The 26,079-nt window shown below is 48.1% G+C and carries 22 protein-coding genes and 1 other RNA gene; 15 read left to right on the top strand and 8 right to left on the bottom strand.

The window, feature by feature from the left end:
• Position 1: 1 nt before the first annotated feature.
• From THIAE_RS08230 to THIAE_RS08205, 6 genes are all read right to left on the bottom strand, one after another.
• Positions 2–739 carry a type II secretion system protein gene (locus tag THIAE_RS08230; protein ID WP_006460770.1) on the bottom strand — a complete coding sequence of 246 codons (738 nt, stop codon included), beginning with the start codon at positions 737–739 and terminating at the stop codon, positions 2–4.
• Entirely contained in the window at positions 702–1,643 is a 942-nt protein-coding gene (locus THIAE_RS08225) for a methylation site (RefSeq protein WP_025299382.1), read from the bottom strand. Before THIAE_RS08225 ends, THIAE_RS08230 begins: the two co-directional genes overlap by 38 nt.
• Complete coding sequence (locus THIAE_RS08220; RefSeq protein ID WP_006460768.1) at positions 1,628–2,491, bottom strand: hypothetical protein; 864 nt, start codon at positions 2,489–2,491, stop codon at positions 1,628–1,630. The genes THIAE_RS08225 and THIAE_RS08220 overlap by 16 nt, the downstream gene beginning before the upstream one ends.
• 72 nt (positions 2,492–2,563) lie before the next feature.
• The gene (locus tag THIAE_RS08215) at positions 2,564–3,931 is read right to left on the bottom strand and encodes a 3-deoxy-D-manno-octulosonic acid transferase (protein WP_006460767.1); all 1,368 of its coding nucleotides are present in this window, start codon (positions 3,929–3,931) and stop codon (positions 2,564–2,566) included.
• Positions 3,915–4,859, bottom strand: a complete 945-nt coding sequence (locus THIAE_RS08210) for a KpsF/GutQ family sugar-phosphate isomerase (RefSeq protein WP_006460766.1) — start codon at positions 4,857–4,859, stop codon at positions 3,915–3,917. Before THIAE_RS08210 ends, THIAE_RS08215 begins: the two co-directional genes overlap by 17 nt.
• Before the next feature lie 48 nt (positions 4,860–4,907).
• Positions 4,908–5,573 carry an acyloxyacyl hydrolase gene (locus tag THIAE_RS08205; protein WP_006460765.1) on the bottom strand — a complete coding sequence of 222 codons (666 nt, stop codon included), beginning with the start codon at positions 5,571–5,573 and terminating at the stop codon, positions 4,908–4,910.
• Between the two features lie 185 nt (positions 5,574–5,758).
• Between THIAE_RS08205 and hldE the strand changes: the two genes are divergently transcribed.
• The 13 genes from hldE to recR all read left to right on the top strand — a co-directional run bounded on the left by hldE (position 5,759) and on the right by recR (position 22,543).
• Positions 5,759–7,183 (top strand): bifunctional D-glycero-beta-D-manno-heptose-7-phosphate kinase/D-glycero-beta-D-manno-heptose 1-phosphate adenylyltransferase HldE, encoded by a 1,425-nt coding sequence (gene hldE, locus THIAE_RS08200; protein ID WP_006460763.1) that lies wholly within the window; start codon positions 5,759–5,761, stop codon positions 7,181–7,183.
• Positions 7,176–7,742, top strand: a complete 567-nt coding sequence (locus tag THIAE_RS08195; RefSeq protein ID WP_006460761.1) for a D-sedoheptulose-7-phosphate isomerase — start codon at positions 7,176–7,178, stop codon at positions 7,740–7,742. Before hldE ends, THIAE_RS08195 begins: the two co-directional genes overlap by 8 nt.
• 20 nt (positions 7,743–7,762) lie before the next feature.
• Positions 7,763–8,731, top strand: coding sequence for a glucokinase (locus THIAE_RS08190; RefSeq protein ID WP_006460759.1), 969 nt, complete (start codon positions 7,763–7,765; stop codon positions 8,729–8,731).
• 53 nt (positions 8,732–8,784) lie between these two features.
• A complete protein-coding gene (glgC, locus tag THIAE_RS08185) occupies positions 8,785–10,050 on the top strand; it encodes a glucose-1-phosphate adenylyltransferase (protein ID WP_006460758.1) in 1,266 nt (421 codons plus the stop codon).
• A gap of 23 nt (positions 10,051–10,073) precedes the next feature.
• Positions 10,074–11,798, top strand: coding sequence for a glycoside hydrolase family 57 protein (locus tag THIAE_RS08180; protein WP_006460757.1), 1,725 nt, complete (start codon positions 10,074–10,076; stop codon positions 11,796–11,798).
• A gap of 47 nt (positions 11,799–11,845) precedes the next feature.
• Complete coding sequence (malQ, locus tag THIAE_RS08175) at positions 11,846–13,177, top strand: 4-alpha-glucanotransferase (RefSeq protein WP_025299380.1); 1,332 nt, start codon at positions 11,846–11,848, stop codon at positions 13,175–13,177.
• A gap of 14 nt (positions 13,178–13,191) precedes the next feature.
• On the top strand, positions 13,192–15,393 hold the full coding sequence (gene glgB / locus THIAE_RS08170) for a 1,4-alpha-glucan branching protein GlgB (protein ID WP_006460755.1): 2,202 nt from the start codon (positions 13,192–13,194) through the stop codon (positions 15,391–15,393).
• Positions 15,394–15,398: 5 nt separating this feature from the next.
• Positions 15,399–16,895, top strand: a complete 1,497-nt coding sequence (gene glgA / locus THIAE_RS08165; RefSeq protein WP_006460754.1) for a glycogen synthase GlgA — start codon at positions 15,399–15,401, stop codon at positions 16,893–16,895.
• Entirely contained in the window at positions 16,885–19,383 is a 2,499-nt protein-coding gene (locus THIAE_RS08160; RefSeq protein ID WP_006460753.1) for a glycogen/starch/alpha-glucan phosphorylase, read from the top strand. The genes glgA and THIAE_RS08160 overlap by 11 nt, the downstream gene beginning before the upstream one ends.
• Before the next feature lie 102 nt (positions 19,384–19,485).
• Positions 19,486–19,582, top strand: an RNA gene (gene ffs, locus THIAE_RS10765) — signal recognition particle sRNA small type.
• A gap of 113 nt (positions 19,583–19,695) precedes the next feature.
• Positions 19,696–21,585: a DNA polymerase III subunit gamma/tau gene (dnaX, locus tag THIAE_RS08155; RefSeq protein ID WP_006460752.1), complete on the top strand. Its 1,890-nt coding sequence runs from the start codon at positions 19,696–19,698 to the stop codon at positions 21,583–21,585.
• Between the two features lie 14 nt (positions 21,586–21,599).
• Positions 21,600–21,929 (top strand): YbaB/EbfC family nucleoid-associated protein, encoded by a 330-nt coding sequence (locus tag THIAE_RS08150; RefSeq protein ID WP_006460751.1) that lies wholly within the window; start codon positions 21,600–21,602, stop codon positions 21,927–21,929.
• 11 nt (positions 21,930–21,940) lie between these two features.
• Positions 21,941–22,543 (top strand): recombination mediator RecR, encoded by a 603-nt coding sequence (recR, locus tag THIAE_RS08145; RefSeq protein WP_006460750.1) that lies wholly within the window; start codon positions 21,941–21,943, stop codon positions 22,541–22,543.
• A 6-nt stretch (positions 22,544–22,549) separates the two neighbouring features.
• Here the strand turns inward: recR and argF are convergent, their stop codons facing one another.
• Entirely contained in the window at positions 22,550–23,461 is a 912-nt protein-coding gene (gene argF, locus THIAE_RS08140; protein ID WP_006460749.1) for an ornithine carbamoyltransferase, read from the bottom strand.
• Between the two features lie 6 nt (positions 23,462–23,467).
• Positions 23,468–24,640 (bottom strand): aspartate aminotransferase family protein, encoded by a 1,173-nt coding sequence (locus THIAE_RS08135; RefSeq protein WP_006460748.1) that lies wholly within the window; start codon positions 24,638–24,640, stop codon positions 23,468–23,470.
• Positions 24,641–24,919: 279 nt separating this feature from the next.
• Between THIAE_RS08135 and THIAE_RS08130 the strand changes: the two genes are divergently transcribed.
• Together THIAE_RS08130 and THIAE_RS08125 are read left to right on the top strand one after the other, a co-directional pair.
• On the top strand, positions 24,920–25,849 hold the full coding sequence (locus THIAE_RS08130) for a branched-chain amino acid transaminase (RefSeq protein ID WP_006460747.1): 930 nt from the start codon (positions 24,920–24,922) through the stop codon (positions 25,847–25,849).
• 18 nt (positions 25,850–25,867) lie between these two features.
• Positions 25,868–26,074 (top strand): zinc-finger domain-containing protein, encoded by a 207-nt coding sequence (locus tag THIAE_RS08125; RefSeq protein ID WP_006460746.1) that lies wholly within the window; start codon positions 25,868–25,870, stop codon positions 26,072–26,074.
• The last annotated feature ends 5 nt before the right edge of the window (positions 26,075–26,079 follow it).

Here is a 26,079-nt window from a genome sequence, read left to right as displayed (position 1 = left end):
TTTAATGCGTTAAATGCCCCGCTGCTTGCAGTAGGTGCATGGCATGTAAGCTGCGCCACCTGATTTGATGCTGAGTAGGAAGGTGGATTTGGTTTTGCTTAATTAAGCAGGCCTGACGTGCTGTCCAGTGAGTGAAGTCGCATAACTGGGCAGTGGGGTGGCCTAGCCAGAGTAATTGCCCTTGCGCGATCAGCTCGCCATTTTGATGTATTTGATAGCTTTGTTCTATCGCTAAAGACTGCGCCGGAGTATGGCGGTTAAAGCAATGGTGTTGGGGCTGATCATAGCAGGGCTGGTGATTCCAGAAACTGGCTGAGCTGGCGGTATTGTGCAGTTCATGATATTGGCGCGTGCTGGCTGGCACGGCATACCAGATTTTTTGATGACTGCTCAAACCCAGCGCTTGGGTCGGTAGGTAGCCGAGTTGCAGTTGGCAGCGCCCATCGCTTTCGCGGGCTTCGGCCGCGTTCGGCGTCAGACTAGGGCAGGGTAAATGCCCTTGCTGGCGCAGATAAAATAGCAGATGGTCTTGCGCTAAATTAAGTGCGCGCTCTTGCTGCAGGCGCTGGTGATGGGTTTGTAGTTGATGCACCATCGGCCACAAACTCAGCATCAATAATCCGATGATAGCCAGTACGACCATCATTTCAATTAGGCTGATGCCCTGTTGCTTAGCAGGGCTGTTCATTTTGCTGATGCGGTTATTGCGGCGCTGTTTGATGCCAATCAAGCTGGTCATACAAAAGATCCTTAATACGGTGGATGCTTAGCCAGCGCAACTGGTCGTCAAAGGTGGCGCTGATGGGGTCGAGTTGAAAATAACCATTGTGGTTGCAATTCTGTTGCTCGCGCGGATTGAGTGAGCTGCAATCCTGCCAAGCTGTTGGTCCATTGCTACCAAAGCTGACTATTACCGCGACAACCTGATTGCCAGCGTGCTGGCTGCGTGGGGTGTTAGAACGACATTCATTGGGGTTATCTGTACAGACACGTAGGCTGCCAAGTAGTGCGGTGCTGGTGCCAAGGGGTGGCGTAAGACGATTAAAGTAGGGTGGTCTATCGCGTGCTTGGCTTGTGGTTTGGCACCAGGGCTGATCATCATGCTCCTCTGGGTTATAGTGTTGTGGTTGCGTATGATCACATTGCGCAGCGGTGCAAAACATCGCACCGGTCGGGTTTTGATAAAAGGTGTTATTGATGGGGCCTTGCTTGGCAAACACACTGGCACTCGCGCACGCCAAACGATGGTTGTTAGCAGCCGTGTCACTGTTGGCGCGTTGATGAACAGCGTAATAAATAGGCTGACCAAAACCATCATTCGCTGTCGTTAGCATCAAGGTTAAGTAGGGCAGGCGGCCATGTCGGGCTAAACAACGTCCGGTTGCATGGCGGTTTTCTAAGCCATCGCCGTTGGTGTCGGGGCAGGGTAGGTGCGCATTACGTAGTAAATAAAATTCTAATGCGCTGAGCGATTGGTCTAATCGCTTTGCGGACTCTGACAGCTGGTGTTGATAGTGTTGTTGCATGCTAAATTGCCAGCCGAATTTAATCAAAACTCCCGCTAAAGCCAATGCTAAGACCAGATCAATCAAGCTCAACCCCTGTTGCTTAGTTTGTCGATTAAACTTTAATCGGCGGGACATAGCAGTGCGCGCCAGTCGCTGCCGGTGGGGTTGGCAGGGAGTTGGTTGGGACAATGAACAGTCGGTTGTTGTGGATTGCTACAAGCATTAAACCAATGGGGTTGGTCAGCGGGTAACGTGCAAAATGTGTTGGCAAGTGGCGCGACATGGTTGTGCATTCGTTGCTGCCATTCAGCGAGTGTTAAGGCCTGTTGTAGCGGAAAGCGTTGATTAAAGATTTGGCGTTCAGGATGCTGCGGCGTTTGTGTGAGTGCATGACGCCAAGTGTCATTTTCGAACAGCTGATCGTTTGGAATGATGAACACGAGCGCGACACTGGCTTGTCCTTGCCAGTCGCGCAATGCCGCTTCGCCTGGATGGATGGGGTTAAGCGGGGCATAACGTTGAATCGGTGGGTTATGGTAGTCGGCATTTTGAATCACATAGCGACTATCGATTGCAAAACCGATAGTGATCGGCGCCGCGTGATAAGGCGTTAAATTGACGCTGCGCGTGGCAATTTGTTGTGGCAACAGACCGATTGCAATGTCTTGACCTTGGCCGCAGGGCGCATTGCTTTGACCATTATGATTGGTATCAGGGCAGGGAAAATAACCCGGACTGGGAATGCGGTCCGCATCATAAAAACGGCCATTGGTATCGGTTGCATAGAGTTGTGGGGTCTGTTGGCTGAACTGCCAAAGCTGTTGTGCCACCCAATCAAGGTATTGACCTTGTTGATTATGCCCTTGCCATGCTCGCTCAGCTGCGGTCGGTTTTAAGCTAAGCAGTAACAGCAGGCTGACTAGGAGGAGCCAAAATAGCATCAGGCTGATTATTAAGCCCTGTTGCTTGTACTTGATAGACATGAGGCAATGACTCGCAAAATAATAAGTTATTTTACGTATATTTTATATTTTGTAAAGGTGGGTGAGAAGGGTTTAGCTTAAATAGCAACGAATCTGTTCATAATGGCGCGCCAAGGAGCCGGTTTGATTGTGCAGGGCGTGAAGGGCTTGCTGCCCCCAATAGTCTTGCTGTTCGGGTGAGTCGGCAAGCTGAATCAGGGTCTGGGCAAGCTCGGTGGGCGATGGGCAGACTTGTAAGCCCTTATCGGCAATAAAACTGTCATAGAGTGAGGTTAGGTTTTGATAATAGGGGCCAGACAGCACGGGTTTGGCGAGGGCGGCCGGTTCTAAAATATTATGGCCACCAAAATTAACCATACTACCCCCAATAAACGCGGCGTTTGACGCTGCAAACCACAGCAGCAGTTCCCCCATTGTATCGGCTAAATAGACCTGGCAATCTAGGGCGCTATTGGAGGCTTGACTGCGCTGTTGCCAACGAATGTCCGGATGCTGCTGGCTATAACGAGTTAGCAGGCCTGCTACCGCGTTGAAGCGGTCGGCATGTCGTGGAACCAAAATAAGTAACGCATCGGGATGCTGTTGAAGCAGCTGTTGGTGGGCGGCCAGCATCAGTTGTTCTTCATCATGATGGGTGCTGGCCGCTACCCAAATAAAACGTTCAGGTTGAGCCAGTTGTGCACGCCACTTGCTAGCCTGTTGTTGAATGTTGTCAGGTAGGTGTATATCAAATTTTAAATTACCCAATGTCTTAACCCGTTCTGGCGGCGCCCCTAGGGCAATAAAACGAGTGCGATCCGCTTCAAATTGTGCCGCAATCAGCTGCGGCTGGGCCAGGGCCTGTTGCATCAAGGGTTTGGCCCAGCGTTGATAAGCCGTAAATGAACCGGCTTTTAGCCGCGCATTAATGAGCATTAGTGGAATCTGTTGTTGTGAGCAGGCCTGGTAAAGATTGGGCCAAATCTCGGTTTCTACCATCAGCACGAGTTTAGGTTGCAGTCGCTTCAGAAATCGCTTGACCGCAAAGGGGTAATCATAGGGAATCATCTGGTGGTAAATCGGCACAGGGCTGAACTCAAGGGCTTGCAGCGCGCCTTGGGTTGAGCCACTGGTCAGCGTAATAGGTAGCGTTGGATGCTGTTGATGCAGATGTTCTAACAGCGGAAAAATCGAGCGGGTTTCCCCCACTGAGACGGCATGAATCCAGATTCCTCCAGTGGGGATAGTGGTAGGCGTGTGACCAAATCGCGTTCTCCAGCAGGTGCTAGGACTGAGTTTGGCACTTAGAGTAGGGTTGCGTACTTTACGGCAGCGCCGCCAAGCCGCTAGCGCAACAAGCGGTAAAATGAGGTAGAGCAATGCACGATAGACTGTTAATGCAAAACGGCCTAACCAGGCCTGCTGACTAACTGACTTGGGCTGTTTAGCGGTTGAGGTCATAAATTTGAATCACGCCGACCAATTTATTTTCCTCGGTGACCAGTAGGGATGCAATTTTAGCCTGGTTCATTAGCTCTTCTGCTTGCGAAAGTTTGGCATTGGCATCAATGGTTTTAGGGTTGGGCGTCATAATATCGCCGGCCTGCTTGTTCATTAGTGCGGCCGCATCTTGTTCAAGGTGGCGTCTTAAATCACCGTCAGTAATAATGCCTTCGGCATCACCCACAATACACAAACCCAAGCGCCCATCGCTGATGCTATGAATAACGTCTTTCATATTGGCATCGGCTGACACAATCGGCAGGGGTCCGCTACGCATTTCATGTTTAACCTTGGTGAGCAGCTTACGCCCTAAACTGCCGCCTGGATGGAAGCGCGCAAAGTCATGGGGTTTAAAGTTGCGTGCTTGCATCAGTGCAATGGCTAAGGCATCGCCCATGACCAGTGTAGCCGTGGTAGAGGAAGTAGGAGCCAGTTGCAGTGGACAGGCTTCTTTAGGCACGGCAATATTGAGATGATGATCTGCGTTTTTGGCTAGAGTCGAATCTGGGCGGCCGGTCATTGCAATAATCACATTGCCGTTGTCTTTTAAGAAGGGGAGTAGCCGAATCACTTCTTCGGTTTCGCCTGAATTAGAGAGTGCAATAAATACGTCTTCAGATGACACCATGCCTAGATCGCCATGAAAAGCTTCGCCAGGATGCATAAAGAAACAAGGGGTGCCTGTGCTGGCTAGCGTGGCCATAATTTTTTTGCCAATCAAACCCGATTTGCCCATGCCACAAATGACCACTCGGCCAGTGGAGTGCAAAATCGCATCGACGCTTAGCTCAAATTGTTCATCCAGTAATAAGATCAGGTTTTCAATGGCTTGTGCTTCAATTTCAAAAACCTGTTTGGCAATCGTCAGATGGCTTGGCTGTGACATAGCGGGTACTTTGGCTCCGTGTAAATGTTTTGAGTGTTAAATCTATATCTAGTAATTATAACCAAGTCCGAGCTTGATAAAGTCCATTCCGGCATTTTGGGTGTAAATATTGTGGTTGGAGTAGTGTTGTACCGCCAAACGCCATTCCCAGGCCTGCTTCTCTGAAAAATAGCCACCCACCGCAAGTTCCTCGGTAAAGCTAAAGGGTCCGCCAAAGTCGCGCCGTTCACCCTTATCATTCTCAAAGTAGCTCGGGGCTAAAATGCCGACGCCGATACGCGCATCGGCAAAGTCAATAATGTAGGCAAAAGTTGGAAAGGCCAGTCTGACTCCAGCCGCTACAGTGAAGGCGTTACCGCGATTGACCATGTCAATGCCGTTTAATACTTCTTGCCATGACGCATAGCCCAGATCAACAAAAGGGGTCAGTTGGCTTTGACTAAAAATGGCGCGGCCTTCGCCAAGGTTATAGCGAAAATTAATCTCTAGCTGAAGTGCGTCATGCTCGTCAAATGCACCGGCACTCAAGTTAAACTGATCAGCATTAAAGGGATTGGTATAGGCTAATCCGGCAATAGCGGCATAGGTGGCGCCTCGCCAAAGTGAGCCGGCAGCTGATTCAGCGTAAACAGCCAACGGGCTGAGGCTGAGTGCAACACCAATCGCTAGACTGGTAAGAGGGCGCGCGCGCGATGCAATATTTGGATTAGCCATAGTGATTTAAAACCTTGAGTTGTAATGTAGGTAAATTATAGTGGGATTTAGTGCATCTGCGTTGCATTATTTAGTTTTTCACTTGCTGATTCCTGCTAGAATCAATCAAAATACAACCTATATTCAATAACTGCTAATCTTAGCGGTTGTGCAATTTGCGCGATAAGATAAAAATTTGAATAACTATGACTGAAAATTTTTCCCAGGCCAAGGTGTTAGTCGTTGGCGATGTAATGTTAGATCAATACTGGACCGGTAAAGCTGGCCGTATTTCCCCCGAAGCCCCCGTCCCCGTGGTTAAAGTATCTAAAGATGAATACCGTGCCGGCGGTGCGGCCAACGTGGCGTTGAATATCGCCACCCTAGGGGCCCAGGTCCACCTACTCGGTATTATTGGTCGGGATCGTTCGGGTGAGCAGTTGCAGCAGGTCTTGGCTAAGCATCAAGTGCATGCCGACTGGGTTTATTGTGACAGTGGCACCATCTGTAAGTTGCGTGTGTTGAGTCATCACCAACAATTGATTCGAATGGATTTTGAGCAAGCTGTCCCTGTTGCATCGGCGCAGGCGCTAGCCGAGCTGGTAGCGGATAAACTCGCAGGTTTTGATTTGCTGGTCATTTCCGATTATGCCAAGGGCGCGTTAGTCGAGGTGGCTCAGATGATTGCGACGGCGCGTCAGCTCAATATTCCGGTGCTGGTGGATCCTAAAGGCTTGGATTTTGAACGCTACCGAGGGGCCACGCTGATTAAGCCGAACCAAAGTGAGTTTGAATTAATTGTTGGCGCCTGCCCTGATGATCAAACACTTATAGATAAAGCGCAGGCGTTAGTAAAGCAACTCGATTTACAAGCCTTGCTGGTTACCCGTTCTGAACATGGTATGGCGCTCATTAGTGAGCAGGCTAAGCCCTATTTATTGTCTTCGGAAGCACAAGAAGTTTTTGATGTGACCGGTGCCGGTGATACGGTCATGGCGACACTCGCCACTGCGATGGCAGCAGGCCTGAGCTGGTCAAAAGCGGTTTATTTAGCCAATGCGGCCGCGAGTGTGGTGGTGCGCAAAGTCGGGACTTCAACCGTCAGTCGTGCCGAATTAGATGATTATTTACAGCTACGCCATCGTCATCAGGGCTATGTATCCCCCACTGAAGCCGATTTGATTGCGCTGATTCAAGCCGCGCAGGCACAGGGCGAGCGGGTGGTCATTACTAATGGCTGTTTTGATATTTTGCATTCTGGACATGTACGTTATTTAAATGAAGCCGCTAAGTTGGGTGATCGCTTGATTGTGGCGGTGAACAGTGATGCGTCGGTTGCGCGTCTAAAAGGCCCGACCCGCCCAGTGGTTCCGCTGGCTAGTCGTATGGAGTTGCTGGCGGCGCTGAGTTGTGTCGATTGGGTGGTCCCGTTCGACGAAGATACGCCGGAGCGGCTGATTTGTGCCTTGCAACCTGATGTGTTGGTGAAAGGGGGCGATTATCGTCCTGAACAGATTGCCGGTGCACAGTGTGTTTGGGCGCGCGGTGGGCAGGTTGAAGTCTTGTCTTTTTGGGATGGGTTTTCCACCACAGACATTGTCACACGCATTAAGGGAGCTGAGCATGGTTGATTTTATACGTGTGCAACAAGCTCATCAGCAAGCGGTTGACTCAGTATTTGCGCAACAAGAGGTGATTTGTGCCATCACGACAGCGATGGTAGCGGCGTTGCAAGTAGGCAAGAAGGTGCTGTGGTGTGGCAATGGTGGCAGTGCGGCGGAGGCGCAGCATATGTCGGCAGAATTGATGGTGCGCTATGTAATGAATCGTCGCCCGTTAGCTTCGATTGCCTTAACCACAGACACCTCCTTGTTGACAGCGCATAGCAATGATTTTGAATTTGAATCCATTTTTGCTAGACAAATAGAAGCGCTGGGGCAGAGCGGTGACCTGCTAATGGCGATGTCCACGTCCGGGCACAGTGCCAATATTCTACAGGCGGTGCAACAAGCAAAACGTCAAGGTCTCACTACAGTGGCCTTAACGGGACAAGCGCCGAATCCGTTGGCCCAAATAGCTGATTGGGCTATTTGTATTGACTCAACCACCACCGCGCGTATTCAAGAGGCACATACCTTGGTGAACCATCTCATTTGTGAAGGATTAGACGCGCAGTTCAACTTGGCTTAACCTTATGGGAGATAGATTAGTTGCTTTACTACCTTGTTGCAGATATTGGCGGTACACACAGTCGTTTTCAAGCTTGGTCAAGAAGTGCTGAGCAGGGTTGGCGTTGTGAATGGCAGCAACGTTATGCCAGTTGCGCTTATGCAAGCTTTGACTTACTGCTTGATCAACTAGAAGTTGATGCGCCAAATTTAACCTGGAATAGCGTTGTTTTTGGTGTGGCCGGTCCCGTTCATTGCAATCAAGTGCAACTTACTAACCTTAATTGGTTTATTGATGCTTTAGCGTTGGAGAGGCGTTTTAAGTTTGCAAAAGTTGCGTTGTTAAATGATTTTACGATTGCAGCTTATGCGCTTGATAGTCTTGCAGATACTGATTATCAAACACTGCACCCCCCCTTGGCCTCTGATGTCAATGGGCGTCGATTACTGGTTGGTGCAGGCACTGGATTAGGCGTCGCCTTATTGCAAGGGCAGGGGGCTGGTTTATCTGTGGTCGCAACAGAAGCGGGTCATGTTGATTTTTCGCCCTTTAACGAGTTTGATTGCCGACTGCAGGCCTGGTTAATGCAGTCGTGGGATCATGTTTCATTTGAGCGTTTAGTGTCAGGTGATGGCTTGACAGCTATTTATCAGTTTTTAGCTCAGCAAAGTCAGTTTGATCCCAGGTTAGGTCCTTTGGCCGCAGAGATCGCGCAGCAAGCTGAGACGGGCGAGCAGCTTGCCATTCAAGCAATTACGCAATTTTGGGGCTACTATGGTCAGTTTATTGGTAATATGACGCTATGTTGGCCTGCAACGGCTGGCATATGGATTGCCGGCGGCATGGCGCCTAAACTGACTAAGTGGCTTGACCAATCCGCTTTTTATGAGCGATTATGGCAAAAGGGCAGGATGAGTAGCTTAGTTAAAAATTGTGGTGTGCATCTTGTTTTGGCTGAAAATCTTGGCCTACTGGGTGCACGACAATGTGCTCACTATCAATTGCAATAGCATGAATATTAAAAAAATAATTAATCAATACTGTGACATCGCATGAGGATACTATGAAAAACTATACAGAAACAAAAAGCAGTAACGATCTAACCCGAAAAACACTTGCATTGGTTTTAGCTGGTGGCGAGGGTAGCCGCTTAAAAAATTTGACTGAATGGCGTGCCAAACCGGCGGTGCCATTTGGTGGTAAGTATCGAATTATTGATTTTGTGTTGTCAAATTGTGTTAACTCGGGTATCCGAAAAATTGGCGTGCTGACGCAATATAAGTCGCATTCTTTGATACGTCATGTGCAACGAGCTTGGAGCTTCATGCGCTATGAAGTCGGTGAGTTTGTTGAATTGTTGCCGGCTCAGCAGCGTATTGATAAAGAGTGGTATAAGGGCACGGCGGATGCCTTATATCAAAACTTGGATATTGTGCGCCGTCATACCCCAGAATACGTCATGGTGTTAGGGGGTGATCACATTTACTCAATGGACTACTCCAAGATGCTCTACACCCATGCCCAGTCTGGCGCGGATGTGACGATTGGTTGTATTGAAGTGCCGCGCATGGAAGCCACTGGCTTTGGGGTGATGTCGGTCAACGATGAATTTAAGATTACCAAATTTACAGAAAAACCAGCGGATCCTGAAGCTATGCCCGGTAAGCCAGATAAAGCACTGGCTTCCATGGGTATTTACATTTTTTCAACTGAGTTTTTATTTCAGAAACTGATTGAGGATCACGATAATCCTAACTCGTCTAATGATTTTGGTAAAGATATTATTCCTTCAATTATTAGTGAGTATAACGTGCAGGCGTATCCCTTTGTTGATGAAAAGGGTGAGCCAGCTTATTGGCGCGATGTGGGTACTTTGGAGTCGTATTGGCAAGCGAGTTTAGACTTATGTTCGATTACGCCGGAATTAAACCTGTACAATCGTGATTGGCCAATTTGGACCTATCAAGCGCAAATGCCGCCGGCTAAGTTTGCGTTCGATGATGAAGGTCGTAGGGGACAAGCGATTGATTCGATGATTTCGGCGGGCTGTATTTTATCCGGTGCCAAGGTAAAGCGTTCTATCATTTCAAGTGGTTGTTTTTTGCATAGTTTTACGATGATCAAAGATTCGGTGTTATTGCCACGCGTTGAAGTAGGTCGTAATTGTCGCATTCAAAATGCCATTATCGATAAGGGTTGTCATATACCTGAAGGTACGGTAATCGGTGAAGATCCAATTGAAGATGCAAAACGCTTTTATGTAGATGAAAAAGGTTTGGTGTTGGTGACACCAAAAATGTTAGGACAAACCCTGCATTTCACCCGTTAGTGCAGGAATAAAGGGGTTAAAAGGTGAGTGCACTGCCAAAAGTAAAGGTTGTGTTGTGTTGGCACATGCATCAACCACATTATCGTGATGGTCTTAATGGACAATATCGTTTGCCTTGGGTCTATTTACATGCCATTAAAGACTACACGGATATGGCGGCGTTGTTGGAACAGAATCCAGCGGCGCGCGTGGTCGTTAATTTTGCGCCGGTATTATTAGAGCAACTTGATGATTATTCTCAGCAGCTAAAACTCTGGCGCGAAGAAAAGCATCTGATGCAAGATAATCTCCTTAATTTATTGGCGGGTGCAAAATCCATCCCATCAAGTGTGCAAGGTCGTATGGAGCTGGTTAGAGCCTGTCGCCGTGCCTATGCGCCGACTATGATTAAACCTTTTCCAGCCTTCAGTCGCCTACTTGATCTGCTTGATGGTTTTAATGAACATTCACCGATTTACCGTGAGAAGATGGCGTATCTTAATGATGGTTATTTTCGTGATTTGTTAGTTTGGTATCACTTGGCCTGGATGGGCGCGAGTCTTCGAGACAATGATTCAAGAGTAAAAGCGCTGTTAGCCAAGGAACGGGGCTACGACCACGCTGATCAAGACTGTCTTGTTGATATTATCTATGATGCAATTGCAGATATTATTCCACGTTATAAAGCGCTATGGCAACGTGGTCAAATTGAGTTATCCATGACTCCTTATGGTCATCCTATTGTGCCTTTGTTGATTGATTTTAAAAGTCTTGAGGAAGCGATGCCTGATGCGCCTAAACCACAAGCTAGTCATTATCCAGACGGATATGCACGGGCTCAATGGCATCTTGAATATGGTTTAAAAGTGTTTGAATCGCATTTTGGTCATCAACCTAAAGGTGTTTGGTTGTCGGAAGGGGCTGTCAGTGAGGCCGCGGTCGGTTTGTTAGATGAAATGGACTTTGCTTGGACGGCTTCCGGTGAAGGGGTTTGGCGACATTCTTGTGAGCGCTCACAGATTAATCCGCATGACTTGGCTTGTAAAAAAGCGCTCTATCAGCCGATGCAACAGGGTTCAAAAAACTGCAAAGTCTTTTTTCGCGATGATGGCTTATCTGACTTTATCGGCTTTCAGTATAAGGATTGGCAGGCTGATCATGCTGCGAAAGATTTTGCACAGCATATGGGTAATATCGCCAATTTTCTCGGTGAGCGCGCCGAAGAAAGTGTGGTGAGTATTATTTTAGATGGTGAAAATGCCTGGGAATACTATCCAAATAATGCACAGGCGTTTTTAACAGCGCTTTACAAGGAATTGGCCGAGCATCCTCAAGTTGAAATGACTACCTTTGGTGATGCCATTGAAAATGGCGCTAAAGCCAGACATCTAACAAGATTAAAAGCGGGCAGTTGGGTATATGGTTCGTTTTCTACCTGGATGGGCGACCCTGATAAAAACCGGGGTTGGGATTTATTGGTAGCCGCTAAGCGAGCCTACGACCAGCAGATTGCGAATAATGTTTTAACCACCGAGCAGGTTTATTTGGCTACTCAGCAATTAGCCGTATGTGAGGGATCGGATTGGTTCTGGTGGTTTGGCGACTATAATCCAGCAGATAGCGTGAGTGATTTTGATCAGCTTTATCGTCGTCATTTGACCCGTTTGTATCAGTTATTGCATCTGGTGCCGCCTGAAGAATTAGAGATTCCTTTATCCAAGGGTGGGGGTAATGCTGAAAATTCTGGAACGATGCGACGCAATATTTAGTAGCGCAAGATTCGTTAACTTGGCTAAAGCCTAAAGTGAGGCCGTGAATGATATCAACTGCAGGATTATTGTTGCATCCAACATCGCTACCTAGCGGTGTGCTAGATGCAGATGTAGAGCGATTGTTAGATTGGATGGCGCAAGCAGGTTTAAAGGTCTGGCAGATGTTGCCTCTAACCCCGCCACATGGCGATTTATCGCCCTATCAAAGTTTATCTGCTTTTGCATTGAGTCCGGCTTTGCTACCTTGCAACTGGGCAGAGCAAGTCGATGAGCAAGACTTTACGGCTTACCTTGAGTCGCCCCCTAGTTGGCTACATGATTTTGCATTATTTTGCGTGTTAAAAGCTCAGCACCAGCAGGCCTGCTGGTCGGATTGGCCAGATCCTTTTAAGTACCGAGATGCAGCGGCACTTGAAGGCTTTTCGCAGCGACATCATCAAGCAATCATTAGCATTAAACGCCAGCAGTTTGCTTTGCAACAGCGTTGGCAAGTCATTAAGTCTTATGCGCAAGCGCGGCATATTCAATTATTTGGTGACATGCCAATATTTGTAGCCTATGACAGCGCCGATGTATGGGCGAATCCGCAGGAGTTTTTGCTCGATGAGCAGTTGCAGCCTACTTATGTAACTGGGGTGCCACCAGATTACTTTTCAGAAACGGGTCAACGCTGGGGAAATCCGCATTACAACTGGTCCGCTATGCAGCAGCAAGGGTTTAAGTGGTGGTTAGAGCGAATGGGCGAAAGCTTTAAGCTATTTGATCTGGTGCGTATTGATCATTTTCGCGGTTTGGAGGCAAGCTGGTATATTCCGGCCACTGAACCTACAGCTATTAATGGTGAGTGGCGTACCGTTCCAGGTGAGGCACTATTAATGCAAATTACCCAAGCCTTTCCTGAGGCTTTATTGGTGGCGGAGGATTTAGGGATTATCACGCCAGAAGTGGTGGCCCTTAAAAACGCGTTTAATTTGCCCGGTATGGCAGTACTGCAGTTTGGATTTAGTGGTCTGCCGGATAACCCTCATTCACCATCAAGCCTAATCGCCAAATCGGTCGTTTATACTGGCACCCACGATAATGATACCAGTTTGGGGTGGTTTAATAATTTGGCACCTGACACCCAACACTGGGTGTTGAGCCAGTTGCCGGCGGATGGGGCTATGCCCTGGCCATTGATTGCCGGCGCTATGGCATCACCGGCTGAGCGGGTCATGATACCGATGCAGGATTTTTTAGGCCTTAACAGTGATGCCCGCATGAATACACCGGGCACGACCGAACATAATTGGCGATGGCGTTTTGATTGGGCCGATTTGCCTGCTGATTTAGCGAGCCGAATTCGTGGTTTAGTGGCTGCGCAGGGTCGAATTTAGATAAGGATATGAATGTGACAGAGTTGAATCCCGCGATACACGCAGGCCTGGTGAAGCTGCATGAAGGTCGTTTACATGATCCTTTCGAGTTGCTAGGTTGGCATCCTTTGAATGAAATGGGTGATAGTTGGCAGCTGCGGATCTGGCTGCCTACCGCGCTTGAGGTTCGGATAGGTAAGCAGCTATGTGAGCCTTTAGGTGGTCAGCACTCTGGCTTGTTCGCGTTAACCTATTCAAAGCAGCAATACCAGCAGCAACTTAAACAAGCCGCGCATCCGATGGTGGAATGGCAAGAAGCGGATGGGCGAGTGCATCAGGCTGTTTTGCCCTATACCTTTGCCCCACTTCTTGGCGAGCTGGATTTGCATTTATTTGCGCAGGGACAGCATTGGCGAATTTACGATCATCTCGGTGCGCATCTAACAGAGGTCGATGGCATTCAGGGCGTGCGCTTTGCGGTGTGGGCGCCAGCGGCCGAGCGGGTATCGGTGGTCGGCGATTTTAACGGCTGGCATGGTTTGCGTCACCCGATGCGCTGTCGTGGTTCGAGTGGTTTGTGGGAGTTATTTATCCCTGGTCTGGCAGCTCAAGACTGCTACAAGTATGAAATTCGCAATACTCAAACTGGCGCGGTGTTTACCAAAACCGATCCCTATGCACGGGCGATGGAGTTACGTCCGGCTACTGCATCCCTGGTTTATCAGAGTGATTATCAATGGCACGACCAGGCCTGGCTAACTGAACGTCAACAGGATCAATGGGCGTCTAAGCCGATTAGTATTTATGAAGTGCATTTGGGATCCTGGCAGCAGGATGAGCAGGGACAGTTTTTAAATTATCGAGAGCTTGCACACCGCTTAGTGCCCTATTTGCAGTGGTTAGGCTTTAGTCATATCGAACTCTTGCCAATTACCGAACATCCATTTGATGGATCTTGGGGCTATCAAACATCAGGTTATTATGCGCCAACTAGTCGTTTTGGTAGCCCGGACGATTTCCGTTATTTTGTTGATTATTGTCATCAACATAATATTGGTGTGTATTTAGATTGGGTCCCTGCGCATTTTCCAAAAGACAGTTTTGCCTTGGCGCGCTTTGATGGCACGGCACTCTATGAGCATGAAGACCCGCGTTTAGGTGAGCATCGTGATTGGGGCACCTATATTTTTAATTACAGCCGCAACGAAGTGCGTAATTTTTTGATAGCTAACGCTCTCTACTGGTTGGATGAGTTTCATTTAGATGGATTACGGGTCGATGCTGTTGCGTCGATGTTGTATTTGGATTACTCGCGCAATGAAGGCGAGTGGATTCCTAATGAACATGGCGGCCGAGAGAATTTAGCGGCGATTGCCTTTATGCAACAGCTTAATGCTGAAGTTCATGCTCAGCATCCTGGTACCGTGGTGATGGCAGAAGAATCAACGTCTTGGCCGATGGTGTCACGTCCAACTTGGATGGGTGGCTTGGGTTTTTCGATGAAATGGAATATGGGCTGGATGAACGATACCCTCGATTATTTTGCCAAGGATCCTATTTATCGTCCTTATCACCATAATCAACTGACCTTTAGTCAAGTCTATGCCTATACTGAAAATTTTATTTTGCCCATTTCACATGATGAAGTCGTGCATTTAAAAGGCTCCTTGTTAACCAAAATGCCTGGCGACAGCTGGCAAAAGTTCGCGAATTTACGTTTATTATTAGGTTATCAGTGGTTGCAGCCGGGTAAAAAACTATTATTTATGGGGTGTGAGTTCGCGCCATGGACTGAGTGGACCGAAACAACCAGCTTACCCTGGCATTTGGAGCATCAACCCGCACACCGTGGTGTGCAGCTGTTACTTAAGTCCTTGAATGAACTCTACCAACAGAGTGGCGCGTTGCATCAACGCGATTTTGAACAACAGGGCTTTGCCTGGCTTGATTGCCATGATTACCAACAATCGGTGATCAGTTTTGAGCGTCATAGTGACCAGGGGTCGCTGGTGATTATTTTTAATTTTACGCCCGTGGTGCGGGAGCATTATCGTATTGGCTTGGCGCACCAGGGTGTCTATCGAGAAATCCTTAATTCGGATTCAAGCTTATTTGGTGGCAGTAATCAGGGTAATTTGGGTCAAGTGGTCAGTGATAACCAGCCTTGGATGGGGCGTTCAGCCTCTGCAGAAATTTTACTCCCTCCTTTAGGGTTTATTGTCTTACAACAGGAATAGTGAAGTTGGCCAAGAAACAACGTATTTTATTTGCAAGTTCTGAGGTTTATCCTCTCATTAAAACGGGTGGTTTAGCAGATGTGTCAGGTGGGTTGCCCTCTGCATTAGTTGCATTAGGCCATGATGTTAAAGTTATTATGCCTGCCTATCAGCAGGTCATGAATAACCTTAATAAGGTCAGTGTATTAAGTCAATTTGATGTAGGTGGTTGTGGTCGAACATTACGAGTTAGGGTGTTACAAGCCAAGGTTAGTGGCTTAGAGGCCCCTGTTTGGTTGATTGATATTCCCGAATTATTTAACCGTCCTGGTAATCCTTATTTAGCGGCAGATGGTCGCGATTGGTGGGATAACGGTGAGCGGTTCGGCGTGTTTTCTAAAGCCGTGATTGAAGTAGCCATGAATCGCGCTGGCTTGAATTGGCAGGCGGATGTGGTGCATGCCAACGATTGGCAAACTGGCCTGGTGCCAGCGTTGCTAACCCTTGAAACGGCGGCGCCTCGTTCAGTCTTTACGGTTCACAATATGGCTTATGCTGGGCTGTTTCCGAAAAGTTTTTTTGATGCGATGTGGTTACCCTGGGATTGGTGGCAACCCGATGGCATTGAATTCTATGGCTATATGTCAATGCTTAAAGCCGGGATTCGTTATGCCGATTGGGTGACGACTGTCAGCCCAACCTATGCGAAAGAAATGTGTTATCCCGAGTTTGCCTATGGGTTAGAAGGGGTGCTCCAACAGCGTAGCGCTCAGGGTCGATTAGTGGGTATTTTAAATGGCATTGATGATCATGAGTGGAATCCGGCTACCGATAAATATATCTCCTATAACTATTCGGCAGAAAAGGGTCGAGTGAGCGAGAAGACAAAAAATAAGACCTTGTTACTCACACTTTTGGGTCATCCTGCTCCTGAAGCTATGGCGCAGGTACCACTTATCGGTTTAGTAGGCCGGTTGGTTGATCAGAAGGGGATTGATTTAGTGCTTGACCAACTGCCTTATTGGCTTGAGAAGCACAATCTCAATATGGTAGTGGTGGGCACTGGCATGACGCATTATGAGCAAGCATTGTTGAACTTGTCCTATCGCTTTCCTGATCGTTTGTTTGTACATCTGGGTTATTCAGAAACCTTGGCTCATCAGGTCGAAGCGGGCGCGGATATGTTTTTAATGCCCTCGCGCTTTGAGCCCTGTGGTCTAAACCAAATGTATAGCTTGGCTTATGGTACGCCGCCGATAGTGCATCATACCGGTGGCTTGGCCGATACCGTGGTGAATGCAACCGCAGCCCATATTGCTGATAAAACAGCAAATGGTTTTGTGTTTTATGATCCCAACCCTTATGCATTAACGGCTGCGGTTGAGCATGCGATTGAACTTTATAATAAGCCAAAAACTTGGCAGCAAATTCAAAAAACGGGGATGAATCGTGCGTCTGGTTGGCAAACCAGTGCGCAGGCTTATTTAAACTTATATCTTCAGGAGTTAGACCATGGTCATTAAGACAACAAAAGCCCCGTCCAAAGCAAAAAAGTCGGCTGTTAAACAACCCGCTTTGCCTAATGATAAGGTGGGTTTAGAACACGCATTTTTACACTATTTAGAAAATAACTTAGGTCGTGATCTACCATCCAGTCCAGAATACCAGTTAGCTGCTTTATCTTATGTTGTGCGTGACAGATTGATGCAAAACTGGAAAAAAACCTGGCAAACCTATAACGAAAACCCAACCAAGCGCGCCTATTACTTGTCGATGGAGTTTTTGATGGGCCGGTCGCTAAGAAATAACCTGCTCAATCTTGGTTTGGAAGGGTCGGTAAAAGAAGCATTAACAGAGCTGAGCCTTGCCTATGAAAACATTGAACAGCAGGAAATTGATGCTGGCTTAGGTAATGGCGGCTTGGGGCGATTAGCCGCTTGTTTTGTCGATAGTTGTGCGACCTTAGGCCTGCCAGTAATGGGCTATGGTCTGCGTTACGAATATGGCATGTTCCGTCAATTGATTGAGCAGGGTTTCCAAATTGAAGCGCCTGATCATTGGTTGGGGCATGGTGATTATCCGTGGGAATCGCAACGTCGTGAATATGCTCGAACGATTAAATTTGGAGGTTATTGTCATATCCATGAGCTTGAATCGGGTGAGCTGAGAGTTCATTGGGAACATGCCGAAGAGATTTTAGCGGTTCCTTTTGATGTGCCGGTACCAGGCTACAAAAACCATGTTGTGAACTCTTTGCGTTTGTGGCATGCCGAAGCCCCGGATGCGTTTAAGCTTAGTGCATTTAATGCCGGTTCGTATTTTGAGGCCGTGGCCGAAAAGCAGGCTGCCGAAAACCTGACGATGGTGCTTTATCCAAATGATTCGAGCGAGAATGGTAAGGAGTTGCGTTTACGCCAGCAATATTTCTTAGTTTCAGCCTCGTTGCAAGATGTGGTTGCTCAATGGACTTATTCACATGGCGATGATTTTACTGATTTCGCCAAATTTAATGTATTTCAGCTTAATGATACCCATCCAAGTTTGGCGGTGGCCGAGTTAATGCGGTTATTGGTAGATGAGCATCATTTGTCTTGGGAGCAGGCCTGGTCCATTACCACGCAAACCATGGCGTACACCAACCATACCCTATTACCAGAAGCGCTGGAAAAATGGTCGCGACATTTAATGGCGCGGTTATTGCCACGTCCGCTACAAATCATTGAAGAAATCAATCGTCGCTTTTTAATCGAAGTGGCGAGTAAATGGCCAGGGTGTGCTGACAAAATTCGTGAGTTGTCCCTATTCGATGAGCATGGCATGGTGCGTATGGCTTATCTAGCCATAGTCGGTAGTTTCTCAGTCAATGGCGTGGCCGCCTTGCATTCTGAATTGCTCAAAGAAGGTCTGTTTAATGATTTTTATCAGCTCTGGCCGCACAAGTTTAATAACAAAACTAATGGGGTAACGCAGCGTCGTTGGTTGGCAGCCTGTAATCCTGGCTTACGTGGTTTAATTACTGAAACCTTGGGTAATGAAGACTGGATTACGGATTTAAATCAGTTGTCCGCACTTGAACAACAGGTTGATAATCCCGCATTTCAGCAGGCCTGGTTTGAGACCAAACAGGCCAATAAACAGCGTTTAGCGGACTTGATTGCCAAAGAAGTCGGCGTTAATGTGAGTACTAACGCGTTATTTGATGTCCAAGTAAAACGTATCCATGAATACAAGCGTCAGTTGCTAAATGCGCTGCATGCGATTCATTTATATCGCCAGTTAAAAATGGGCGCTACTCAAAACTGGACCAACCGGGTAATTATCTTTGGTGGTAAGGCTGCCCCCGGTTATGCGATGGCGAAAACAATCATTAAATTAATCAACAATATTGCCATGATGGTCAATAACGATCCTGATATTGGCGATAAATTAAAAGTGGTGTTTATTCCCAACTACCGCGTATCGACGATGGAAGTGATTTGTCCGGCAGCGGATTTGTCGGAGCAGATTTCAACGGCCGGTAAAGAAGCGTCAGGTACTGGTAACATGAAGTTTATGATGAATGGCGCGATTACCATTGGTACCTTAGATGGTGCGAACGTTGAAATCCGTGAAGCTGTGGGGGATGATAATTTCTTCTTGTTCGGTTTACGTGCGCATGAAGTCCAGACCAAGTTGGGCGAGTATTATCCACAACATTACATCGATACAGATGCCGATTTAGCTGGCGTGGTTGAACTCTTGCGGTCAGGTCATTTTAATCCACTCGAGCCAGGTTTGTTTGATGGGCTAATAGGCAGTTTCATGGCAGCGCATGATCCTTGGATGACGTTGGCGGATTTCCGTAGCTATGTCGATGCGCAAGCGCGCGTGGCACAGGCGTATCAAGATCAGCAGGCTTGGGTGAAAATGAGTATCGTCAATTCTGCGCGCAGTGGCATGTTCTCTACTGACCGCACCATGCAGCAGTATAACGACGATATTTGGCATTTAACGCCGGTTAAAGTGGATTAGTGCTGGATGCGATAGCCTTGGACAAGGTGTTAACTTCTGCTACAATGACGCCCAAGTTAGGCAACTAGCTTTGCGCCTTGGCGTATTTCAATATGGTAGTGCTATTCGTCCCCTCGCGACGCTAAGCTGGGAACCCCGCCAGGTCCGGAAGGAAGCAACGGTACCAGTGGCTGCGGGTGCCGAGGTCAGGCGGGTAGTGCTGCCACCTTTAATTTTCTATATGATATTCTGCATTAATTTCTTGTCTTCTTCTGCTTTGTGCTCAGTCTAGCGTGCTAAAATTCTATTCACGTTTAAAACTCAGAGTCTGGCATGTCATATCAAGTCCTCGCCCGAAAGTGGCGGCCTAAAAACTTTAGCGAACTCGTTGGACAAACGCATGTAATGCAAGCCTTAAGCAATGCGCTTGAACAGCAACGGGTGCATCATGCTTATCTTTTTACCGGTACGCGCGGCGTCGGCAAGACCACCATTGCCCGTATTTTTGCCAAGGCACTCAATTGCGAGCAGGGTCCAACCGCGCATCCTTGTGGTCAATGCTCGGCGTGTGTGGCGATTGATCAAGGCCGCTTTGTGGATTTAATTGAAGTGGATGCCGCCTCGCGTACCAAGGTTGAAGATACCCGTGAGATTTTGGATAATGTCCAATATGCGCCGACTCAAGGCCGGTTTAAGGTATATTTGATTGACGAAGTACACATGCTCTCAAAGAGCAGTTTTAACGCCTTGCTAAAAACGCTCGAAGAACCGCCACCTCACGTTAAATTTTTATTAGCGACAACCGAACCGCATAAGCTGCCGATCACCGTGTTATCCCGCTGTTTACAATTTAATTTATTGCGTCTTACAACGGTACAGCTTGAACAGCATTTGGCCATGATTTTAGGCGCAGAGCAAATCGAGTTTGAGTCAGGCGCTCTAGCCCTGATTGCCAAAGCCGCCGATGGGTCCGCGCGTGATGCGCTGAGTTTGTTAGATCAGGCGATTGCCTATTGTGCGGGTCAGTTATCTCAGCAAGCCGTGCAGGCGATGTTGGGGTTGGTCAGTCCACAGCAGGTGCAGGAGGTGCTTAATGTACTTCAAACCGGTGAGGCTGGTGCCCTGAAAACGCTGTTGGTTAACTTAGCCGCGATGGGTGTGGACTATTTAGCTTTGTTAAATCAATTGTTAGCCAGTTTTCATCAGTTGGCGCAAACCCAGTTTTTAGGTGAAGCTTTGGATAGTGGCGATTTAACCACTACGCAGTTGCAGGACTGGGCGGCACAAATTGATCCGGCCAAGCTACAAGTTTGGTATCAAATTGGACTGCGTGCGCAACAGGATATTCGTTTAGCGCCGGATCTACGCATGGGCTTTGAAATGATGCTGTTGCGGATGTTTGCGTTTAAACCTAGTGACGTTACTGTCACGCCGACCAGTGCGCCGGTATCTGAATCGGTTGCGCAGAGCGGGAGGGGGCATCATCGGGCAAGTAAAGCGTTGACGCATTCGCCTCAAGATCAAGCCTCTAAGCCAGCTTCACCGCCAACTGCAATGCAAGTTGTGGGGTTAGAACAGTCCAGACCGTCTATGCCGTCCAGACCATCGACAGACCTAGATGCGTTTCCAGCGCTGAAAGCGCGGGTTGCGCGGGCGCAACAGCGTCAAGTCATGGCTGAAGAACCTCTAGCGGCTCCCGTTCCAGCTGAGCAACGAGAGACGATTAATTTGGTCGCTTCAGTGCCAGCACCTGCGCCAACACTCGCGCCAGTTGATACAAAACCGATGATGCCGGTTAGTGAGCCTGTTGCGCCGGCGATGGAACACACCGCTGACTTAGCGAGTTGGGTCGCGATGATTGAGCAGTTGCAACTTACCGGTATGACGCTGGCGTTGGCGCAGCAGGCCTGCTGGACGCAACGTACTGACCAGGCCTGGTGGATAGCCTTAGCCCAGGTGCAGTTGCAGGCTAATAACGAAGTGGCTTGGCAGAACCTACAAAAACGGGTGCATGAAAAAATTAGTCCAGACATTAGCTTGCATAAGGTCAATGAACCTTGGCAAGGCTTAACGCCTGCACAAGTGTTACAAGATCACAAACAACAACAAGAGTCACAATGGACCGAGGCGCTCGCAACGTCCTCGGTGGTGCAAGCATTTGAAACAACACTGGGCATGACACGATTGCCCAGTAGTATTAAAGTCAATTATTTATCAACGTAAAAAAGGAAAAGACTATGTTTGGTGGTAAAGCCGGTTTAGGAAACTTGATGAAGCAAGCGCAAGAGATGCAAAAAAACATGGAAAAAGCGCAGGCTGAAATTGCCCAAATGGAAGTCGTCGGTGAGGCCGGTGGTGGTCTAGTGAAGGTGACGATGACCGGCAAGCATGAACTAGTCGCGGTGAATATTGATGAGTCGCTGATGGATGACCGTGAAATGCTAGAGGACTTAGTGGCCGCGGCGGTAAACTCTGCAGTACGTCGGGTCGAAGAAACTACGCAAGAAAAAATGGGCGGGCTAACCCAGGGTCTTAATCTGCCCGGCGGCATGAAGCTACCTTTCTAAGCTGGTTTAGTGTGCATTATTCACCGCTAATCCAAAACCTAATTGACAGTCTGCGCGGTTTGCCGGGTGTGGGGCCGAAGTCGGCCCAGCGGATGGCGCTGTATTTGTTAGAGCGTAATCCTGACGCGGCACAGAGTTTAGAGTTGAGTTTGCAGCAGGCGCGTGAAAAAGTAGGGCGCTGTCAATCCTGTCGTACTTTGACCGAAGAGCCGATTTGTCAGTTGTGCCGTTCAGAGCGTCGTTTGCGTCATCAATTATGTGTGGTGGAATCACCTAGTGATTTATTGTCGATTGAACAAACGGGGGTCTATCAAGGTCTTTATTTTGTATTGATGGGACATCTTTCGCCCATTGATGGCATTGGTCCTAAAGAATTAGGCTTGGAGCAGCTTTCTGCGCGTTTAGCACAAGGGGAGGTCACTGAGCTAATTTTGGCCACTAATCCTACTCTAGAGGGGCGCACGACTGCTGATTACATCGCCCAATTGGCTGCGCAGCAAGGTGTTGCGGTGAGTCGATTAGCGCAAGGCTTGCCAATGGGGGGCGAGTTAGAATATGTGGATAGTGCGACCCTATCATTTGCATTTAGTGGCCGCAAACCTGTAGACAGCTAATTGAGTTTAGGCTTTGTGTGACATTAAGGTTTCAAGCAAGGCTTTTTGAGCATGCAGGCGGTTTTCAGCTTCCTGCCAAACGATGCTTTGTGGCCCATCAATGACTTCTGCGGTCACTTCTTCGCCACGATGCGCTGGCAAACAATGCATAAACAAAGCGTAGCTATCAGCACGCTCCATAATCGCTTGTGTCACGCGATAGCGCGATAGTGCCTGTTTGCGCAAGCGCTGCTCATCTTCTTGCCCCATGCTGGCCCACACGTCTGTCACAATTAAGTCAGCATTTTCGGCTGCATCCATCGGATCGCGAATAATTTCAACGCGATCCTTGGCCATGTCTAATAAATCAGCACGGGGCTCAAAGCCTTTTGGACAGGAGACGCGCAATTTAAAATCATAGAGTTGTGCGGCATTGATATAAGACTGGCACATATTATTACCATCACCAATCCATACCACGGTTTTGCCCTGAATGGAGCCGCGCGCTTCATAAAAAGTTTGCATGTCGGCAAGTAACTGACAAGGGTGAAAGTCATCGGTGAGTGCATTAATCACGGGCACTGTAGAGTATTCAGCCATGGTTTCGACAATGCTGTGTTCAAAGGTTCTGACCATAATGCCATCGACCATACTTGAAATCACCCGTGCGCTGTCTTCGATAGGTTCACCACGACCCAGTTGCGTATCGCGTGGCGATAAAAACAAGGCGTGGCCGCCTAATTGAGTCATACCGACTTCAAATGAGATACGCGTCCGAGTGGACGCTTTCTCAAAAATCATCGCGAGGGTTTTGTTTTTCAGCGGCTCGTGGATTTCGCCCGCTTGTTGCATGGCTTTAAGCTCAATGCCGCGCAATAACAAAGCATGAAGTTGTTCGGCATTGAAGCTTTTTAGCGTTAAGAAATGTTGAATGGTCATAAAAGTTTATTGAGTTAAAAAAGCCTTGATCAGTTTGCTCAGGCCGTTTACAAGTTGTTCGGATTGCGCATGCGTCATCACAAAAGTGGGTAGCAAGCGTACGGTGTCACCCCGTGTGACATTAATAAGCAATTTTTCAGCGAGTGCCATTTTCACCAAATCACCACAAGGGCGATCTAGTTGAATGCCAATCATATAGCCTTTGCCGCGAATATCGACGACGCCGGTTGTATCAGCCAGGGCGGTTTTAAACGCCGCTAATAATTCAGCGCCTTGTTTAGCCACCAAGTTTATATAGTTATGGTATTCAAGTGTTTCAATGACGGCCAGGCCTGCTGCACAGGCCAGTGGGTTACCGCCAAAAGTGGTGCCATGGTTACCAGGGGCAAATAGTTCAGCCGCTTTGCCACGTGCTAAGCTAGCACCAATAGGTACGCCGTTGCCTAGCGCTTTTGCAAGGCTAAGCACATCCGGCAAAATGTCTTCATGCTGGAAAGCAAACCATTTGCCGGTGCGCCCCATACCTGCTTGAATTTCATCGATCATCAACAGCAGGTCGTGCTGGTCACACAAGGCGCGCAAGGCTTTTAAATAGCCAGGCTTGGGTACATGGACGCCGCCTTCACCCTGTACAGGTTCAACCAAAATGGCGACGACATTAGGGTGGGCCGCAATCGCTTGTTCAACCGCTTCGACATTATCGAATGGCACACGAACGAAGCCTTCCACTAATGGATAAAAGCCATCATGTACCTTGGGGTTACCGGTGGCGCTTAAAGTGGCCATAGTACGGCCATGGAAACTGTTTTCCATGACAATAATTTGCGCGTGGGTGATGCCTTTACTATGGCCAAATTTACGCGCCATTTTGATAGCGGCTTCATTGGCTTCAGCGCCTGAATTGCCAAAAAAGACCTTGTCCATGCCACTAATCGCCACCAGCTTGTCGCCCAGTTGCTGCTGTTTAGCAACATGATATAAATTTGAGGTGTGGATCAGCGTTTTACTTTGTTCGCATAGGGCTTGCGCAATGGCCGGATGAGCGTGGCCTAAGCTGCATACCGCAATACCACTGACTGCATCCAGATAGGCTTGATCATGTTCATCAAACAGCAGCGCGCCTTCACCATAATGGAATGTCACTGGCAAACGCCCATAAGTATTCATTAAGCTGCTCATGTAAAACCCCTCACAGGTTACGATCTATCGAAACGCCAAGGCGCACACCAAACTTGGATAAGCCTAGCACACGGCTGAAACAAAAAAGAGCAACCACGAGGGATTGCTCTTTTACCAAAATCCGAAAATAATTCTAGCTGAATTGCGCGAAAATTCAAGTAATTGAGCTCTTTAGTATAAAATAAGTTGCCGAGCGAAGCTAGGATTTGCCCACGGCTTGCGCTAGAATAAATTTCTTTTTTTACTAATGAACTGATTGATAAGTAGGAGCCTAGTTGCATGCGAACCATGTCTGATCGCGATGGCCTAATCTGGAAAGATGGCGAAATGGTCCCTTGGCGTGAAGCCAATACCCATGTACTAACCCATACGTTGCACTACGGTATGGGCGTATTTGAAGGGGTGCGCGCCTATGACGCCGAGGGTGGCACGGCGATTTTTCGGCTAGAAGCTCATACTGATCGTTTATTCAATTCGGCCAAAATTATGAATATGCCGATGCCATTCGATAAAGAAACCTTGAATGCAGCGCAGCGTGCAGCGGTGCGTGAAAACGGGTTAAAGTCGGCCTACATTCGTCCTATGGTGTATTACGGTTCAGAGGGTATGGGGTTACGTGCCGATAACCTTAAAACCCATGTGATTATTGCGGCCTGGGAGTGGGGCGCCTACATGGGTGAAGAAAACTTGACCAAAGGTATTAAGGTTGCGACTTCGTCTTACACTCGTCATCATCCAAATATCACTATGACCAAAGCGAAGGCCAACGGCGCCTACATGAACTCCATGTTAGCTTTACAGGAAGCAATTGCGCATGGTTGTCATGAAGCGTTATTGTTAGATAGCCATGGTTTTGTGGCTGAAGGCAGTGGCGAAAACTTCTTCATGATCAAGGATGGCGTGATTTATACGCCCGATTTATCGGCTGCGTTAGACGGCATTACCCGCAAAACCGTGTTCCAACTAGCTAAGGAATTAGGTTACCAAGTGATCGAAAAACGCATCACTCGCGATGAAGTTTATATCGCTGATGAAGCCTTCTTTACCGGTACGGCTGCGGAAGTCACGCCGATTCGTGAACTCGATAACCGTCCAATTGGTAGTGGTACACGTGGGCCGATAACCGAAAAAATTCAAGCGCTTTACTTTGATGTGGTGCATGGTCGTTCAGCGGCACACCAGGCCTGGTTAAGTCGCGTTGCCCATTAATCAGTTGAAGGAAATGTTATGAGTCAGCAACAGTCTTGTGCACAGCGACAAGTAGAAGTTACCTATGATGATTTGCCGCTTTATTGTCCTATGCCGGGTGAAACGGCTTGGGATGCACATCCAAAAGTATTTTTGCCGATTGAAGAAACCGGTTTTGCCAAGTGCCCTTACTGCGGCACGGAATATGTGTTAAAAGATTGGGACCCGTCGCGCAAAGGACATTAATCCCG

Source organism: Thiomicrospira aerophila AL3 (assembly GCF_000227665.2).
GTDB lineage: Bacteria > Pseudomonadota > Gammaproteobacteria > Thiomicrospirales > Thiomicrospiraceae > Thiomicrospira > Thiomicrospira aerophila.
The sequence above is the reverse complement of the archived record's forward strand: the minus strand, read 5'-3'. Positions and strand labels throughout refer to the sequence as shown.